Origin of the sequence: Micrococcus sp. Alg238-R198, assembly GCF_900537135.1 — a bacterium.
Classification (GTDB): Bacteria; Actinomycetota; Actinomycetes; order Actinomycetales; family Micrococcaceae; genus Micrococcus; species Micrococcus luteus.
This window is the reverse complement of sequence record NZ_UNRH01000009.1, coordinates 43868-60408: the sequence shown is the minus strand read 5'-3', so window position 1 is coordinate 60408 and position 16541 is coordinate 43868. Positions and strand designations below refer to the sequence as shown.

At 67.5% G+C, this 16541-nt stretch carries 11 protein-coding genes, 1 pseudogene and 1 CRISPR repeat array; of the genes and pseudogenes, 5 read left to right on the top strand and 7 right to left on the bottom strand.

What is annotated here, in order from left to right; all coding sequences use genetic code 11:
• Positions 1-167: 167 nt before the first annotated feature.
• From G6R13_RS09330 to G6R13_RS09315, 5 genes and pseudogenes are all read left to right on the top strand, one after another.
• A complete protein-coding gene (locus tag G6R13_RS09330; protein WP_060973479.1) occupies positions 168-734 on the top strand; it encodes a recombinase family protein in 567 nt (188 codons plus the stop codon).
• 212 nt (positions 735-946) lie between these two features.
• Entirely contained in the window at positions 947-2716 is a 1770-nt protein-coding gene (locus tag G6R13_RS09325) for an ATP-binding protein (protein WP_060973737.1), read from the top strand.
• Positions 2709-3359, top strand: coding sequence for a UvrD-helicase domain-containing protein (locus G6R13_RS09320; protein ID WP_081097721.1), 651 nt, complete (start codon positions 2709-2711; stop codon positions 3357-3359). The genes G6R13_RS09325 and G6R13_RS09320 overlap by 8 nt, the downstream gene beginning before the upstream one ends.
• A gap of 84 nt (positions 3360-3443) precedes the next feature.
• Positions 3444-3744: pseudogene (locus tag G6R13_RS12340) on the top strand (transposase); the annotation flags it as partial.
• 116 nt (positions 3745-3860) lie between these two features.
• Positions 3861-5114, top strand: coding sequence for an IS256-like element ISMlu1 family transposase (locus G6R13_RS09315; protein WP_163721488.1), 1254 nt, complete (start codon positions 3861-3863; stop codon positions 5112-5114).
• 31 nt (positions 5115-5145) lie between these two features.
• Positions 5146-6122: direct repeats of the CRISPR family, unit length 36 nt; unit sequence GCCTCAACGAAGTCCGCTCCCCACAGGAGCGGAGAC.
• 192 nt (positions 6123-6314) lie between these two features.
• On the opposite strand, the gene cas2 is transcribed toward G6R13_RS09315, so the two are convergent.
• The 7 genes from cas2 to G6R13_RS09280 form a co-directional block, all read right to left on the bottom strand.
• Entirely contained in the window at positions 6315-6707 is a 393-nt protein-coding gene (cas2, locus tag G6R13_RS09310; RefSeq protein WP_230594528.1) for a CRISPR-associated endonuclease Cas2, read from the bottom strand.
• Positions 6617-8239 carry a CRISPR-associated endonuclease Cas1 gene (gene cas1, locus G6R13_RS09305; protein WP_119217671.1) on the bottom strand — a complete coding sequence of 541 codons (1623 nt, stop codon included), beginning with the start codon at positions 8237-8239 and terminating at the stop codon, positions 6617-6619. The genes cas2 and cas1 overlap by 91 nt, the downstream gene beginning before the upstream one ends.
• Positions 8236-9249, bottom strand: a complete 1014-nt coding sequence (locus G6R13_RS09300; RefSeq protein WP_163721486.1) for a hypothetical protein — start codon at positions 9247-9249, stop codon at positions 8236-8238. Before G6R13_RS09300 ends, cas1 begins: the two co-directional genes overlap by 4 nt.
• Positions 9250-9251: 2 nt before the next feature.
• The gene (cas3u, locus tag G6R13_RS09295) at positions 9252-12068 is read right to left on the bottom strand and encodes a type I-U CRISPR-associated helicase/endonuclease Cas3 (protein ID WP_163721485.1); all 2817 of its coding nucleotides are present in this window, start codon (positions 12066-12068) and stop codon (positions 9252-9254) included.
• Entirely contained in the window at positions 12065-13630 is a 1566-nt protein-coding gene (gene csb2 / locus G6R13_RS09290; RefSeq protein ID WP_163721483.1) for a type I-U CRISPR-associated protein Csb2, read from the bottom strand. Before csb2 ends, cas3u begins: the two co-directional genes overlap by 4 nt.
• A 2-nt stretch (positions 13631-13632) precedes the next feature.
• Complete coding sequence (gene cas7u / locus G6R13_RS09285) at positions 13633-14877, bottom strand: type I-U CRISPR-associated RAMP protein Csb1/Cas7u (RefSeq protein WP_163721522.1); 1245 nt, start codon at positions 14875-14877, stop codon at positions 13633-13635.
• Between the two features lie 556 nt (positions 14878-15433).
• Positions 15434-16354: an SDR family oxidoreductase gene (locus G6R13_RS09280; protein ID WP_163721481.1), complete on the bottom strand. Its 921-nt coding sequence runs from the start codon at positions 16352-16354 to the stop codon at positions 15434-15436.
• Between the last annotated feature and the right edge of the window lie 187 nt (positions 16355-16541).

Genomic DNA, 16541 nt, shown 5'->3' with positions numbered 1-16541 from the left:
CAACGCTCCGACAGAGGGATGCCTCACAATCCAGCTGGGTGTTCATTGCCCCATCCCGGCGTCAAGCCGGGTATACCCCTTTACACACCCTGCCCGGTCACGAGACCATCACGTCAGAGACGGTCCCAATCGGGCCCGTTGGACACAAGCGTCGGAGGGTCTTAAACGTGGTTGGACAGACTGTGGCCTACGTGCGGGTGAGCTCAGCGGAGCAGAACCTGGATCGTCAGCTCGAGGCGGTGGGGGAGCGCGACCGGATCTTCCAGGACAAGATCAGCGGCAGCTCGAGGGCCAAGCGCACGGGGTTGGCGGAGCTGATGGCCTACGTGCGGGAGGGGGACCTGGTGAAGGTCGCCTCGATGGATCGGCTCGGCCGGGACACGCGGGACCTGTACGCGATCGTGGACGAGCTCACCGGCAAGGGGTGTGCGGTGCAGTTCGTGTCCGAGCGGATCACCGTGGACAAGTCCGGCACCTCTCCGGTGGACGGGCTGATGCTGGGCATCCTGGCGGCGTTCGCTGAGTTCGAGCGCCGGCGGATCAAGGAGCGTCAGGCCGAAGGCATCGCCCTGGCCAAGGCCCGCGGCAAGTACGTGCAGGCCCCGAAGCTTTCGGACACCGACGTGGAGCAGGCGCGCGTGATGATCGACATGGGGATCCCGAAGGCCGAGGTGGCGCGCGCGTTCGGTGTGAGCCGGCAGACCCTATACACCTCGTTGCGCCGGCCAGCCTAAGACTGAGCCTTATCCTCGGCCGCCTACGTCTCCGGGGTTTCTGCGTCAGCACGCGGGTGGGGCCTTGTACGGGGATCGAGCGTCTTGGGCTGAGTGATGGCACGCGCGGCCGACGAGCGTTGTGTTCCGCGGTTGCCCCGGAGTGGTTCGGGACAACGGCGCGAGCATACTTGCTATCAGGGCCGTATCGGATCTAACAGCGAGGTGACCCCATGATGCTCCGCCGACTCCGGATTGAGCACTTCCGTGGCATTGAATCCGCGAACTGGGCGATCCACCAGCGATTGATCAGTTTGGTGGGAGCTGGCGACAGCACCAAGACCACATTGTTGGACGCGATCGGGCTGGTACTCAGCCCGAACTACAGCCCGCAGTTCACGGATGCCGATTTCTTCGACCTTGACCTAACCAAGAACATCGTCATCGAGGCAACGATCACGAACCTCCCGGACAATCTCGTCAAGGAGAGCCAGCTTGGCAAAGACCGCTCAGGCATCCTGCCGGGCGGCACTCTCGTCCACGACCCTGTCGAGGAGGCCGATGAGTGCCTCGTCGTCAGGCTGACCGTGACCCCAGAACTCGATCCGACGTGGGAGGTCGTGCGCCCCGACTCTGAAGACGCCCGCCCGATTTCCGCCAGCCAACGTCGCCAGCTCGGCTTCTTCCGCCTGGGTGAACGGGCCGACCTCCACCTTCGCTGGGCGCGCGGATCGGCCCTGTCTGGCCTGACCGATGGTAGCGATGGGGCTTCGTCTGTCGTTCTCGATGCCCACCGTGAAGCGCGGAGAGCAGTCTTCGACGCCCAGTCGAGCGCCCTACATGATGCAGCTTCCAAAGTTCAGCGGTCGGCCGGGAACTTCGGTGCAGGGAAATTTGATGAGCTGCGGCCTGGTCTCGAGCCAGGCTCGGCCACCTCCACACATTCGCTGATGCTTCATGACGGTGACGTGCCTCTGTCGAGCCTCGGGCTCGGCACGCGCCGGCTAACAAGCTTGTCGATCCAGGATCAGGCGATGGACGACGGCTCGATCATTGCCATCGACGAGGTCGAACACGGGCTCGAGCCGCACCGACTGGCGCAAGTCCTCCACCACCTCAAGAAGCGAACTGAAGGGGGCAACCTGCAAGTCATTATGACCACCCACTCTCCCATCGCGGTGAAGACGCTGAGCGCCGTCGATCTCGTCGTAGTCCGCGCGGATGGAACTGGCGTGACCACCTGCCAGCCGGTTCCTGAAGACCTCGACAACGTGCAGGGCACGTTCCGTATTGCCCCAGAGGCGCTCCTTGGCCGTCGCGTACTTGTCGGAGAGGGTGCGACCGAGGTGGGTTTCCTGCGCGGCCTGCTTCGTCACTGGGACGCCCAGCGGATCGCCGCTGAGCAGCCTGGTGCTGCTTCGCTTGGCGTCGTGTTGGTGAATGGAGGGGGAGGGACCCAGTCGACCAAGCGAGCCCAGCACTTCCAGCAGCTCGGCTACCCAGCCTGCCTGCTAGTGGATAATGACGACCGCGCTATTGACAAATCGGTGAGGCAGGCAATGGACTCCGGCGTAAGCGTATACCGCTGGGGTCCGGGCAATGCGATCGAAGATGAGATCATTCAGACTCTCGGCGCCAAGGGGCTGCAGGCACTCGTTGACCTAGCCGTAGAGATCAGGGGTGAGCATTCCATTCGAGCTAATGTCGGCGCAAGTCTGAACAACGATCAGCTGACTGGAACCGACTTCGCTTCATGGCAGGCACAGGCCGGTGTCAATGAAACCGAGATCCGCGGTGCCATCGCGGCCGCGGCGACTGCCAGGGATAAGGAGTGGTTCAAGCGCGAAGATAGAGGCGAAGAACTTGCCGAGGTCGTCATCAGGCACTGGGCTGATTTGGACAGCACCCACTTGATGAAGGTGATCGACGATCTGCAGACCTTCGCTTACGCCGCGGAATCCGAGCCGCCAGCGGAGTCTTCGGAGGGGTCCTTCGATGGTTGAGGACCCTCCCATCTCGAAAGCAGTCGAAGTTGTACTCAGGGCACTACCCTGTTCGGTGGCTCTTCCCGCCGGTGCTGGGAAGACCGAGCTGATCGCGGCCAGTGTGGCAAAAGCTACCCAGCAAGGCGGGACATGCCTCGTGTTGACGCATACGCATGCTGGTGTGGACGCCCTTCGCCGCCGCATGAAAAAGTTTGGCGTTGCCAGCGACCAAGTCGTCGTGCGCACAATCGATTCATGGTCGTATGACCTGATTGCCCACTTCCCGAGTCTCGCGGGGCTCGACGTGTCCGGTGGTCCCGACTGGAGCAAGTCTGCCGAATACCATCGCGCAGCGGCGCGGACAGCCACCAGCAGGGCAGTGGGGAAGATGCTCAAAGTCAGCTATACCCACCTGTTCATCGACGAGTATCAGGACTGTCTTGTCGATCAACACGAGCTGGTGCTCGCCCTGGCCATGACGGTCCCCACTGCGGTGTTCGGTGACCCACTACAGAGCCTGTTCAACTTCAGTAATAATCGAAGGGTTGTTGGTTCGAATCCAACCGGGGGAGCCGAGCAGAGGCCCCTGCACCGACCAGATCGGTGCGGGGGCTTCTTCGTGCCTGGAGGACGACGGAGCCTCGAATGTGTCTGGCAATGAATCCAGGGGCCAGCTGACGCCCTGGATCGCATCTCTCGTATCCAGGCGCTCTCCGACGCCCATGGGGAGCCGCCGACCACTTCGATGCACCCGGCCTGGCCCGGCCCGGCCCGGGCCAGCCGGCAGGGCCGGCCGTTCGCCGATGTCCGGGCGATGATCGAGGCGACCATCTACCCGCATCGGCACGAGATTCCGTAGCGGGATATGCCCGAGGTCTACGGGCCCTGGCAGACCGCGCTGACCTGGTGCTGGCGGATGGCAGCTGCGGGCACCTGGCATGAGGTGCTAGCAACATTGGCGGCCGCCAGCGACGCCCAGGGCCTCATCGATGGATCGGTCCGGACTGGACTCCGCGATCGCCCACGCTCATCAGCACGCCAGTAGTGCCCCATAGAGTGGTGTAGCGCACGGTGACTGGGCACGTCGTTCCGGATGTGGACGCGGCCACCGTGTGATCCTTCGAGTCAACCTTCCACAGAATCCTCGAACGGAGTCATCACGATGACCGCTCCTCATATTGTCGACCCTGCCGGCCTGCTCGGCGAAGCCCTGTCCGAAGCATCCCCGGATTTGATGCGTTCGTTGCTGCAGACCGTGATCAACTCCCTGCTCTCCGCTGACGCCGACGCGGTGGTCGGCGCCGAATGGGGTAAACCCACCCCGGGCCGAGCTACCCAGCGCAACGGGTACCGGCACCGGGACCTGGACACCCGGGTCGGGACCCTGGACGTGGCGATCCCCAAACTCAGGTCGGGCACGTACTTCCCGGAGTGGCTGCTCGAGCGCCGCAAAAGGGCCGAATCCGCGCTGATCACGGTGGTCGCCGACTGCTACCTGGCCGGGGTCTCGACCCGGCGGATGGACAAACTGGTCAAGACCCTCGGGATCAACGCGCTGTCGAAGTCCCAGGTCTCGCGGATGGCCACCGAGCTGGACGAGCAGGTCGAGTCCTTCCGTCATCGCCCGCTCGGGGAGGCTGGGCCGTTCACGTTCGTGGCCGCCGACGCGCTGAGCATGAAGGTCCGCGAGGGCGGCCGGGTGGTCAACGCCGTGGTGCTGCTGGCCACCGGGGTCAATGGTGACGGCCACCGCGAGGTCCTCGGCCTGCGGGTGGCCACCTCGGAGACGGGGTCGGCGTGGAACGAGTTCTTCGCCGACCTGGTGGCCCGGGGCCTGACCGGAGTCCGCCTGGTCACTTCCGACGCCCMCACCGGGCTCAAGGACGCCATCGCCGCGAACCTGCCCGGAGCGACCTGGCAGCGGTGCCGGACCCACTACGCGGCGAACCTGATGGGCATCACCCCCAAGTCCATGTGGCCGGCCGTGAAGGCCATGCTGCACTCGGTGTATGACCAGCCCGACGCCGCCAGCGTGGACGCCCAGTTCGACCGGCTGCTGGACTACGTCAGCGAAAAGCTGCCCGCGGTGGCCGAACACCTCGATGGTGCCCGGGCGGACATCCTGGCGTTCACCACGTTCCCCAAGGACGTGTGGACCCAGATCTGGTCGAACAACCCGGCCGAACGGCTCAACCGCGAGATCCGGCGTCGCACCGACGCCGTGGGCATCTTCCCGAACCGGGCAGCGATCGTGCGCCTGGTCGGGGCGGTGCTGGCTGAGCAGACCGATGAGTGGGCCGAGGGCCGCCGCTACCTCGGCCTCGAGGTGTTGGCCCGCTGCCGCCTCACCACCGTGGACGACACCGGGAACGAGGTGAACGCCGAACCGGAAACCACCCTCGAACTCAGCGCCTAGCAGCACCAATGGAGGATCAGAGCGTTACACCACTACTCGGGACTTGACCCCCCACAGGAGCGGAGACTCACGGCGGCCGCGTTCGGACCCGCCTTCGTGGACGTGCCTCAACGAAGTCTGCTCCCCACAGGAGCGGAGACCACAGACCACGGAAACGGGCCATCGCCTTCCGCTGGGGCCTCAACGAAGTCCGCTCCCCACAGGAGCGGAGACAGCGGGTGCTCCACCATGCCCTCGATCAGCCGTTCGCCTCAACGAAGTCCGCTCCCCACAGGAGCGGAGACCGCCGTATCGCTGCCGGTCTGCCTCGGCCTCTGCCTGGCAGCCTCAACGAAGTCCGCTCCCCACAGGAGCGGAGACGCGCTGATCCGTCAGGAGTCGTCCGGCAAGAACATGCCTCAACGAAGTCCGCTCCCCACAGGAGCGGAGACTCGCCCATGTTGGCGGGGTCTGCGAGGTCCACGGTGGTGCCTCAACGAAGTCCGCTCCCCACAGGAGCGGAGACGTTGCCCAGGGCCACCCAGGAATACTGGTCCAGCGGGCCTCAACGAAGTCCGCTCCCCACAGGAGCGGAGACGGACATGAGGCCGGAGACGCGCCTCATGAGCCAGAGGCCTCAACGAAGTCCGCTCCCCACAGGAGCGGAGACATGCCGGGGCATCACATCCCGGCCCTTCATTGTCATGCCTCAACGAAGTCCGCTCCCCACAGGAGCGGAGACCCAATTCAATCTTCTCACCGCCCCCTGTGAGATTGCCTCAACGAAGTCCGCTCCCCACAGGAGCGGAGACTGCGCTGGGACACGCGGATCTGTCGTCGATCAGCCGGCCTCAACGAAGTCCGCTCCCCACAGGAGCGGAGACCTCCGCGTTGGACACCATGAGCGGCACCGTGGCCTTCATGCCTCAACGAAGTCCGCTCCCCACAGGAGCGGAGACAGTTCTGGTAGGCGACGATGAGGTTGAGCCGGAAGCCTCAACGAAGTCCGCTCCCCACAGGAGCGGAGACAGCACCTCAGATTACAGCCCTTGACATGGGCAGACGCGACCTTCGGCGAGCCCTGGGCTCAAGAGGCGTCCGTGGAGCGCCATGCTTATCGGCCTCGACCCATGAACCGTGGGCTGACAAGCCCTTTTCTGATGCGACGGCTCGCCGGATTCCGGACATCGACGGAGCCCTCGCGAAGGTCCCTGGCTCGCTTCAGATGATGATGGGCCCATCCACAGAGATCTCGCGTGATCGACCCAGAAAGCTGAACTGCTCTGCGCCAAGCGTGGCCGTCAGGCCGAGGTCGCAGACCAGCACGCTGTCCTCGCCCGGATCCAGCACCGCTTCGAGGGCTGCTTGCAGGGAGACGAACTGGGCGGGCAAGGCATCCACCACGAAGACTGAATATTGGACTCGATCTCCGAACCCTTCGAGAACGCGGGCCGCCCGGGATCTGCGGCGGTCGTCAGGAATGTCATAGGCGATGAGCCTCCTCCGGAGACGATCCCGGGCACTCAACGGACTCGCACCCCCTTGTAGACCTCCTGCGAGCCGTCCAGGACGCCGAGGAACATCCTCGCCTGGACCTCTATCGCGCGGCGCCACGTCACTCTGTATCCGAAGACGGGGTGCTTGAACTCCGTCCCGAGGCGCCGTTCCACCGCCGCAATCACTTTGCGCCGGCCGGTCTGGGTGAGCCGCGCGCCGCCGAGCACATGAGTGAAAGACAGCCGCCCCAACTCGCCATTGTTGAACGCGGCCAAGATGGCGGAATCGACCACGGGCGGACGGAACTCCTCCATCAGGTCCAGCGCCAGGGCCGGCTTGTTCCGTCCGCTGGAGTGCAGCACCCCGGCATGCGGGTCCAGGCCGCAGGCCAGGACCGCACGGATCACCTCGGACAGGAGCATCCCATACCCGTAGTTCAAGGCGATGTTCAACGGGTCGGTGGCCCCTCGCCCGACCCGACCGGGGAAGGACTCAGCCACGCCCGCGTCCACACCTGGCGCCAGCAGCCCCGGGAATCCTGCGAAATACTCTGCGGCAGCCCGGCCCTCGATTCCGAACAACTGGCCGGTGGACGTCGCCGTGCTCGCCAGTCGCGTCGCCGATCGAAGACGCTTGACCACAGCTGGCATGCCTCCGAAACGCCGGAGGATCGTGGCCTGGTTCGCGACCTTGGCCACCACGAACTCGCGAGCGATGTCCACTCGGCCTTCGGCCGATGCCGCGAACTGACGGAAGCGTGCGCCGCCATTCGGCGGCTTGACTCCATTGGTCCACCCGACGACGCGCCCCGCCCCCGTGCACCAGACACAGGGGAGGCCTCGCCACATCAGCTCCCGCAGCAACGCTCCTGAGAGGTCGACGTTGCCGTGCACCACGACGGCCGACACCCGCTCCAAAGGGATGCTGGCCAGCCGCTCATCGCCCTTCACCACCGTGATCCGCCCGGCCGACATGCTCGCTCGACTCCCCGGCACAGTGAGGTGCAGGGTCTCACCGGCAGGGTCCGGCGGGACGATTCGGGACAGCACTTCTGCTTCCTGCCGTTCCTCAGGGAGGCAGACGGAGGCGTGGGAGCACCGCATGCACCTCGGGTCGTCCAGTAACGGTGCCGGAGCGGTCTTCCCGTTGACCACGGACCGAGCCGATGCCACCGCATCACGGGCGGCCTTTCGGTCCGCAGCCGAGATCTCGATCGGGACCCGCCGATGATGGGTGGTGAAGTACACCTCGGCGTCCTCCACCGTGTTCCCCTGGGATTCGAGCGCCATCGTCTGCAGTACCAGCTGCAGACGATTGGCGTCGCTGATTCGGGCAGCTCGCTTCACTGGGGTGGCTTTGTGCTCGACGACGCGTAGACGCCCCGAAGGGACTCGCTCGACCCGGTCGACACGCCCGTGAACACCGAGAGACGGGTCCCGCACGTCGACGCCGCGCATCGTCTGAGCCTCACGCGTGGTGGGCACGTCCACCCGCGCGTGGTCCACCACTCCCTGCTGGATCTGCGCCACCTTCGGTGCTTTCTCGTCCATAGCCTCGAGCCATGCCCGACGCGGGCAGAAACTCCAGTGCGCGACCAGACTGAATGGCAGCGAATCAGCATACGGCTCCCCCGTGTCGTGCTCAGTCATCTCAGTGCCTCCGCCGCGAGAGTGCGCCGTTCCGGGGCCGACGCACTGCCGGTGACGTTCACGGGGAAGCTCAGGATCTGGGCCAACCCCCACTCCTCCAGGATCGTCTGAGCGGCCATCGTCTCGGCTGAGCCCAGGCTGGGAGCTGTCGCGTCTTCCCCCGCCACGAGCAGGTATCGCGAGCGCAAGGCGGCCTGCATCCGCGCCACCGTCACCCAGGATGTCGGCACCGGCATCAACAGCCGCGCCAAGGACTCCCTGCGGGCAGGGATATGAGCGGACGAAACGGACCGCCCGCGGCTGTCCGCCCAGACGGGCAAGGCCGCGAGCGCCCACAGCCCCACCCAGGCGCGCGCGGCATCCACCGGCCCCAGGGGGGCCATGCCCGTCGCCGTGCGGGAATCCGGCTTGTTCTTGCCCGGTTCGTCCTCCACCGTGGTCCCGAGAAGGCCCGAGGTCACTGCCTCCACCGCTCGGCCAGCCACGGCCCTTCCCGTGGGGAGGAGTGAATGCGCGATGAACTCCATGCCCTTGTTCCTGGTGCGCATCTCCCAGGCGGCCGCGCCATGGTCAGGCCGGAACGATTTGCTCGTCCTGTGCCACCAGGCCCGCTCCCCCAAGCCCACCACGAGAGCCGAGTCGAGCCCGCGCAATGGCCGCGCCGCCTCTGTGCGATCGTGCAGCAGGTCGACCCACGCGTGCTCGGACGCCGGCATCTTGGTCCGGGCCGAGAACAACGATCCGGCCACTGCGTCCGTGGAGTACAGCCAGCCCCTCGGGTCTTGGACATGCCGGGTCGCATGCCGGTGGATGAGGCCGCCAAGGGCCGCGGCATCAAGCCCTGCCCCACACAACTGCGGTCGAGAGTCCGGCTCGTCGGTCCACCGCAGCCGCACAGCACCGGCTCCCAGTTCCTCCTCCACGATCATCGCGGCGCCGAGCAGCGCCGTATGGGACAGCAGCACGTCCCACGTGCCCGCCAGCGTCACGGGCTCAGTCGTGCGGGCCATGTTCATCGTCCTTCCTTGGAGATCGTCACGTCGGCAGCCCGCAGTACCGCCTCGAGCCAGGCCACAGCCCATAGCCCCCACGTCTGCTCCACGGACAGGACCAGTGCGTCCCAGACTCCGACGTCGAACAGTTCCTCCGCGGCCATGCGGACGTGAGGGGCTGCCTCCGGGTGGACAAGACTCTCCGCCCCCATCAGGAACGTGCCGCGCCCATGCCCGTGGCTCGTTCCCACCAGACGCACGGCCAGGGCATCCGCCCCGTCCGCATGCGCGCGGAGCATCGCGGCGGACAGTTGCTCGTGCCGCCAGCCAGCGGGGAGGAACCGTGACTGACGGAAAGGCAGGGCGCTCAGCAGACTCTTCGCCATCGGCTCGTCCGCGCCAGCCACACCCTGGGTCAGCCATGCTTGGTAACGCTCGTCGCTCTTGCCGTCGTCGTGGTGTGCCCCCGCCACGGTCAACGTCCGCTTCAGACTCTCAGGCAGGCCGAGAATTTGGGCGAACTCGCCGGCCCGGTCTGCCACGTCCCTCTGGTGATCGGCGAGGGACACAGGGCTGCGCCCGGTTGTCGCAGAGAGCTGGGCGTCGTCAGGATCGGCCGCGTCCAGCAGCTCGAACACCACCCATGCCGCCTGCTGCGGCGAGTCGGGAGCCCGGCCACCCACGTGGACCTGCACGTCGAATCGCGCGGCCAGATCCGGGTCCGCCCACTGGCCGAGATAAGCGGTGAGCCACGCGGACTGTCCCCGGTCATCCAGCGCATCCAGCACGCTGGGGAGGGTCAGCGGAACGTCCGCCTCCTGCAGGCCCGCGCAGACCTCCAACAGGGAACATCGAAGGTAGTCCTGCACGCCAGGCGAAGCGACGCCGGTCATGAACACCACCCTGCGCCGACTGGCCTTTACCGGCTCGAGCGAGAGCATCGTTCCGTCCGGAGACCGCGGGTCGAGGACGTCGCCGACAGGCTCCTGGCCGTCCTCGACCAGGACGTGATGGTGTGTGGCAGCCCAGTCGTGGGGGACGCAGACGACATCTCCCGGGACGATCCCGTGACCCGAGGCCTCCGGATCCACGAGCGTCCACTGGCGTCCACGACGGACGAACGCGGGCGTGGCCCGCCCGCGGCGGCCCCCGGCGAGCAGCAGGCGTAGCCGGGAGAGCGTGACCGGATAAGCCTCATGCGGCTGAGGTGGGGCAGTCGTCAGCAACGCCGCGGACTCCGCCTGGTCCAGCCCTGACAAGTACTGTCCAGCGTCTTCGCCGAGACGGGGAAGCCGGCGGCCCACGACGGTGACGTCCGTTTCCGCGTCTAGTGAGTCCCTCAGCCACAGCGTCAAGTCCGGTTCGACGGCCAGTGCCTCGGACGTGCGGCTGAACAGGGCCGCGCGCGCGGCTTCGATCTCGCTGAGGACGGGCCTGGCCGGGGTGGAGGACGGGGCCGGGTGCTCCAGGAGAGCAGCGGGACTCACCCCCTTCGGATCCTCTGCGCGGTCCCGGAGCCACTCGAGCGCGTCGGTGATGTCCTGCACTTCGTAAGGGGCCGCCGTCTTTGCCGTGGGATCGGCGGACGGGCAGAGCACATGCACGGGCGCGGACTCCCGGGCCCCGGTGCGGTTGAGTCGCCCTGCCCGTTGCGCGAGCGCCGATCCCGACGCGATGTCCGTGATGAGGAACCCGAAGTCCAGGTCGAGGCCGACTTCGATCGCCTGGGTCGCCACGTAGACATCCGGGGTCCGGGATCGTTCGAGGGCCTGCTCCCAGCGGCGGCGCGGCCCCACGACGAGCGCGACATCCAGGCCGCCATTGAGACCGAGGAGGGCACGGTGCACGGCCAGGGCCGACGCGACGCGGTTCATGACGACCCCCACGGGGGTGTGTCCCGCCTGCACGGCGTCCGCCGCCATGCGGGCGATCTCCTGCGCTCCCTGCGTCGTTTCCCGCGCTGTGCCCCCAACGAGCCAGGGGCCGTCCAGATGCAGATGGACTGGCTTCGGACGATCCAGACGGCGCAGGAGCGCCTCCCCCACGGCACCCGTGCGGATGTCCGAAAGCTCGACGCCGATAGAAGTCTGGGCCGGCGCGAGTCCCGCCGGAGTGGCCGTCGTCTCGACGACCTGCAGTACTGGCACGTGAGCGGCGAGAGGTGACTCACCGGCGAGCGACGCGACACGACGAGCCGTGGTGAGCAGCTGCCGGTTGAGATGGGCCTCGTCCAGGATCAGCACGGAGTCGTATGCGATCAGCCCCGCCTCGCGGGGACGCATCCCTGCGGTGGAGCCATAGCCACGGAACAGGAGCCGGCTGCCGGCCATGTCCGGCGTCGCACAGATCACCTGGCAGGAGACCGGGTCGTCCTGCCATCCACGCTCCGGTGCGATCCCGCCGCGGAGCGTTGTCACCGAGCCCGGTTGCCCGGCCGGCGAGATGCGCCTCAGGGCAGCTGCGACTCGGCTCAAAGGCGCCTCGCCCGGGACGTCCGTGATCTCGGCGAGCTGCTCGAACACACCCTCGGCCCGGGAGGCCATGTCGTCAACGAGCGCTCGGCGCCCCACCACGTGCCAAAGGCGGCGAGGGGCCCGGGCCCCATCCCACCCGGGCGAGTGGGTCATGGCCACTGCGAAGACGTGCACCTCCAGGACGCTCGATTTACCGGCGCCTGTGGGCGCAACGACGGCGTCAGGCCAGCGCCCCGTTGTCACGACCTGCCTCAGCAGAGCACGTTGCCAGTCGTAGGGCTCACGGCCCTGGTTCACGGCGGCGAAGAACTCGTCGAACTCATCGATGTCGACGGTCAAGGCCGCCTTGTCATTGACGTTCATGACTGCTCCTGGGTCGATCCGGGAATGTCCGTGGGCACCAGCAGTCCGCAGCCCAGATGACGGCTCTGACCGAGCGCGAGGATGGCCCGGTCAGGCACGGCGGTGCTGAGAGTGAGCGTGAGGCGGAACGGCTCGATGGGGCTGCGGCGGTCCGTACGGTGGACGTACGCCGTCGGCGTGAGCGTGCGGAACGCCCTGCCCCGAAGCTGCGCCCCGCTCTCCACAACCGCTGCGTGCCGAGCGACAGGGTCCTTCGTCGCGAACGCCGGTTCGACGTCACGGAGCACATTGCCCAAAGACCATGCGGCAGCCAGGTCGACGTCCCGGATCGGGGGTTTGGACTTGAGCCGTCGCTCTACGACCACGGCCGGCTGGGCGTCCCACGTCCGCACCGCACCCTCGGTCGGAGCCTTCCAGAATTCAGCCCCGTCATACACCTCGATCTCCTCAGGTGCAACGGTCAGCTGGTGCTCTGAGGTGACGACACGGCGGACCCCGGCCAAGGCTGATGCCAGCATCCCCAGGGCGGGCCCGGGCATCCCTCGCGGCACCAGGACGAGGAATCGATCCCGTCCGTCCGAGAACGGCAGGTTCGGAAGGTCCCCCGGCGCCAGGTGGAGTGCGACACGGTTGGCCGGTGGGGCGACGGACGGCGCATAACGGCCGGTGATCTCCGGCGGGGCGTCGGGGCCCAGGCGCGACACGAGCGCGCGGTGCAGGGCGACGCAGACACTCACGTACCGCTCTTCAGGGACAGTGGAGTTGGCCCCGATGACGGGGACCGCCAGCACCTGGGTCCAGGGAACGTCAGGTTCGTGGTGCTCGACCGGCGCGAAGATCCCGCTCCGGAGGTGGTCGCGCGGCGGCAGGGTGGCATGCGGCACCGCCGACGTCGTGTGCTTGTCGCCGCTAGCCGAGGGCTTCCGCCCCAGCGTCGTTGCCGCGTGGGCACGGTCGAGCTCTGCCCTCCGTCCGGGACTCGGCATCGCCTGCCGCACCGCACCGGGGACCGCACGCAGACTTGCATTCCGGTCACGTCGATGCGTGGGCGCCGGAAGGCCCTCCCCCTCGTGCACCGTCAGACGTACGGGCGACGACGCCTCTCCGAGATGGGGCACGTCCGCGCAGAGTTGTTCCAGAGTTGAGCAGACCTGTGTGTCCGTCCCGCTGGGCCCGTCATCCCAGACCCACTGCACGGGGCCGCCGAGCGCAGTTCCGTCCGAGACAGGCCGGCCGGTCACTTTGTAGTTGGTCTTGCCGACCTCCTTGAGGAAGACCCCCTCCTTCCGGTACGCGAAGCGTCGCACGCCAGGTGCCACGGGCGTGTGACCAGGCAGGACCAACGCATCCGGCGGATGCTCCTCGAGCCAGTCCAGGGCGGCCAACGACTCTGCCGTGAACGGAGCCTCAGGATCCCCCGTCGAAAGAGTCCCCGCAGCGGCCGCCTGCACGAGGGCCGAGAAGAGCCTCGCGACATCAGGGAATCGCTCTGCGCCGCCGTCCGACCCGTGGCCCGTGTAGACGCCCAGCGGGAAGTCCGCGCTGATGACGAGTCCGCCCACGGTCACACCTCGGCGTCGTCGGTGCTGGCGGCGCCCAGGATCGCCGGGTCGCCCACCAGTTGGATGGTCTGCCCGTTCCACTCGACACCGGCGACCGACTCCGCATGCGCCAGCGCCGCTTCGAACACCTGGACGGCCACCTCGTCCGTGATGGGGGCGAGCGCCCGGGACTTGCCGTACCGGAGGTCGAGGGTCACGGTCGGCTCATCGGATTCGACCAGATGGCAGTTCGCACGCAGATGCAGCTCGCGGTCCGAGAGGGCCATGCCGAGCAGGGCGTAGGCCGCGAGCAGGGCGCGGCACGCCACGTCCTGCTCCGACGTGCCACCGAAGCGGAGCTGACGGAGCGCGGAAAAGGACAGGAGGCGTCGTCGCATGATGGAACGGCACGCGACACCACCCAGTTCGCCGAGGACCGGCGGGATGTGGCCCAGGCCGAGCGTGGACATGGACGATCCGGTCTCCCCCTTCTTCTTGGCCTCGGCGAGCACCTTGTCCTGCAGTTTGGCACTCAGTTCACCCGCCTGCGCCTTGACCAGTGCCTCAACGTCCTTGGCCGATGGCTTGACGCTCGCCGCGACGGGGTCCACACGGCCAGCTGCGCGCCGATTGGTCCGCGGCGCCCCGCCCTCCTGGTCCTGGTCGGCCAGAACGCCGATGATCTCACCCGTCATGCAGGACTGGTAGCGGCCCTGATGCGACTTCCGAGTGGAGTCCCATGCGCCGAGGACCAAGGCCGTCGGTGCGGCGTCCAGCAGAGCCCGGGCGTCGAGCTTCGTGGCGTCTCGCAGTGCACGGTAGGCCTCGGTCTGCGTCACGGGAGCACCGTCAAGGGTGGCCGCCCGGATGTGTCCGTCGAACGCACGATGAGGCAGGGAGAGATCCGACTCGACAGCCTCTCCGTAACGCACCTCGATGGTCGGCACCTTGCGCAGCGCCTCTCCCTCCGGTGTCCCCTGATCCCGCCGAGCGGAGATGATGGCGTCCTCGTCCCGGTTGGAGACCGACTGCTTGCTGTCCACGACGACGGTCCACACCGGTCGCGGCTGGCCGGCCTCGTCGAGTTCCATCCGACGCTCGTAGGCGTAGGTGGGCTCACCCCGGCCCTCGATCACCTTGGCCGGCGCGATCACCGCCCCGGGGCCGCCGGCAGGCTGGAGCGGGGTCTCCGACAAGAGTGAGGTGCTCCCCCCGGGAGCACACGCGGCGAGGAGGTCCTCGAGGGACAGGGTGTCGAAGTCAGACATGACGCGGCCTTTCGTCCTGGTCTCGGGGCCGCCGCATTCAATCGGCACTGCCCCCGCTTAACGTGTCCGCCTCACGCGCGAAGATCGCGTGGACGGGAGCCTCGGTGAGGCATGACACAGATGCTGACAGAGCGGGCACACAGGGTCAAGACCAAAACCCTCTTGGCAAGTTCTCATGCACATACCTACTACCGGATAGGACGGGCGCGCCTCCCGACCCCTCCACCCCGCGCACCATGGGGACGCCTCCCCAGCACGCGCGTCCTCACGTAAGGTCGTCTTCGTCGCGCGGAGTCACCCCGCCCCTTCGTTGAGGCTAGGTCTGTGCCTGAGAACTGCGTCCAGACGCACACCACGCGGGATCCCCCGCGTCTTCGCTGAGTCGGCTCCGCGCGGCACCACCGGGCTCCATCAGGTGATTCCGCACAAGGCTGTGGAGCCTGCAGCCCCACCCCACAGACAAGGTGACGGCCGTGGTCGCTTCCGGTGTCCGGAGGCGACCACGGCCGTCACCTTGTCTGTCGCGGGGTACACGCCCCGCCTGACAGGCCTCACCTCACGGCGTCGGCATGCCGCCGGTCACCGGGATGGTCGCGCCCACCACATAGGAGGACTCCGGCGAGGCCAGGAACACGTAGGCCGGGGCCAGCTCGGTGGGCTGCCCGGCGCGGCCCAGCGGAGTGGACTGGCCGAACTCCGGCAGGTCCTCCGACTTCTGGCCGCCGGAGGGCTGCAGCGGGGTCCAGATCGGCCCGGGCGCCACGGCGTTCACGCGGATGCCCTTCGGGGCCAGCTGCTGGCCCAGGGCCTTCGTGAAGGTGTTGATGGCGGCCTTGGTGGAGGCGTAGTCCACGAGCTGCGGCGGGGCCATGTAGGTCACCACGGACGTGGTGTTGATGATCGTGGAACCCGGCTTCAGGTGCGGCAGGGCGGCCTTGACCAGGCGGAACTGGGCCAGGATGTTGACGTCGAAGGTGGCCTCGAGCTGCTCGTCGTCGATGTCCTCGATCGAGTCCTGCGCCACCTGCTTGCCGGCGTTGTTCACCAGCACGTCCAGCCCGCCGAGCTTCTCGACCGCCTGGGCCACGAGGTCGGCGCAGAACGTCTTGTCGCGCAGGTCGCCGGGGATCCCGACGGCGGTGCGCCCCTCCGCCTGCAGGACCTCGAGGACGTGCTGGGCGTCCTTCTCCTCCTCGGGCAGGTAGGTGATCACGACGTCGGCGCCCTCGCGCGCGAACGCGATCGCGGTGGCCGCGCCGATGCCGGAGTCACCGCCGGTGATGAGCGCCTTGCGGCCCTCGAGACGGCCGGTGCCGCGGTAGGACTTCTCACCCAGGTCGGCCTTCGGCGTCATCTCCGCGTCCAGGCCGGTGCCGGGCAGCGTCTCCTCCGGCGGGCTGATCACGGGGTAGCGCTTCGTGGGGTCCTGCAGGGTGAGCTGGTCGGTGGTGGTGGTGTTCGCGTCGTCGTGCGCCACGGGGTGCTCCTCATGGTCTCGGGGCGACGCGCGGTCTGCGCGCCGTCCTCCGAGCGTAGGGAGCAACCCCCCAGCAGAGCCACGGCTGACCGCCGGGCCACCGGACGTGCCCCACCCGCTCCCCTGGATGACGAGCCCTGCGATATGGCCCCTAAACCACGCGTTTAGGGGCCATATCGCAGGGCTC